At 38.9% G+C, this 1,312-nt stretch carries 3 protein-coding genes; all 3 read left to right on the top strand.

Annotation, left to right across the window (positions count from 1 at the left end; all coding sequences use genetic code 11):
- Positions 1–57: 57 nt before the first annotated feature.
- The 3 genes from F6K22_RS40975 to F6K22_RS40970 all read left to right on the top strand — a co-directional run bounded on the left by F6K22_RS40975 (position 58) and on the right by F6K22_RS40970 (position 1,136).
- Entirely contained in the window at positions 58–438 is a 381-nt protein-coding gene (locus F6K22_RS40975; RefSeq protein WP_293110915.1) for a helix-turn-helix domain-containing protein, read from the top strand.
- Between the two features lie 297 nt (positions 439–735).
- A complete protein-coding gene (locus tag F6K22_RS42935) occupies positions 736–855 on the top strand; it encodes a transposase (protein WP_363275557.1) in 120 nt (39 codons plus the stop codon).
- 89 nt (positions 856–944) lie between these two features.
- On the top strand, positions 945–1,136 hold the full coding sequence (locus tag F6K22_RS40970; protein WP_293110913.1) for a zinc ribbon domain-containing protein: 192 nt from the start codon (positions 945–947) through the stop codon (positions 1,134–1,136).
- Positions 1,137–1,312 lie beyond the last annotated feature (176 nt).

Here is a 1,312-nt window from a genome sequence, read left to right as displayed (position 1 = left end):
AGGGTAATTAACAGCTTGACATAATCTATGATTATCTAGTACAATCTATGATTATCTATGTTTGATTTTATGCTACTAGGATTCAAAACTGAGTTACACCCAAATAATCAGCAAAAAACCTTACTAGCTAAACACGCAGGTGTGGCACGCCATGCCTGGAATTGGGGACTATGGCTAACTAGAAACATTCTTAATCACAATTCCAATAATCCTGATTGTAAACTTAAATTTCCCACATCTATCGACCTGCATAAACTTTTAGTAGCAATGGTTAAACCTAATAACTATTGGTACTATGAAGTATCTAAAACAGCTCCGTATGGATGCTTTGAGGCATTTATCTTTACTCTTGGAAACGTTGCTTCACTAAAGTGTCGGGAGTGCCTAAATTCAAGAAAAAAGGTAGAGATGATAGTTTTACTCTTGATGGTTCCATAACAGTAGGTTTTAATCGTATAAAGTTACCTCGAATTGGTTGGGTGAAAACTTATGAAATTTTGCCAGACAATGTATCTCCGTGTGGCTGTAACTATTAGTAGGACATCAGATAGATGGTTTGTCAGTTTCACTCTGAGAAACTATACCTCAAATTACTAAGAAATCAGTAGATGTAGTTGGTGTAGATTTAGGAGTAAAATCATTAGCTACGTTATCTACGCTCTGTGGTTTTTGTTGGTGCTAAATCTTATAGAAAGTATGAAGCAAAACTCTCTCGGTTGCAATATTTGAACAGGCATAAAACCAAGTTTTCGCTCTAACTGGAAAAAAGCACAGCTAAAAATAGCGAGACTACACAACAGGATAGCTGACATCAGGAAAGATACGTTGCATAAACTGACTACTTCAGCCGGCTAAAAACCACAGCCAAATAGTAATAGAAGAGTTAAATGTATCAGGTATGATGTCAAATCACAGCTACGTTGCATGCAACGTAGCTAAGGCTGTTGCTGACATGGGGTTTTACGAATTTCGTAGACAGGCGCGAGTACAAGTGTGAGTTATACGGCTCATCCTTAACCATTGTTGATAGATGGTTTCCTAGTTCTAAAACCTGCAGTAGGTGTGGAACTGTGAAAGAATCTCTGTCTTTATCAGAGCGCGTAATCAAATTGCGAACACTGCAATTTAAGCTGTGACAGAGACTTGATCAGAGCGTTAAATTTAGCTATGGCGGGCAGTGAGAGCTACGCTCCGCTAACGCGAACGTCCGTGTCAGCCTGAGGAGCTGGATAACGCCGACGTTGCCAGTGGAATAGGGAATAGAACAGATAATCATAGATTTCTATAGATTATCGTAGGTTTCTAAGAACGG

Source organism: Okeania sp. SIO2F4 (assembly GCF_010672385.1).
In the GTDB taxonomy this organism is placed as follows: domain Bacteria; phylum Cyanobacteriota; class Cyanobacteriia; order Cyanobacteriales; family Microcoleaceae; genus Trichodesmium.
The sequence above is the reverse complement of the archived record's forward strand: the minus strand, read 5'-3'. Positions and strand labels throughout refer to the sequence as shown.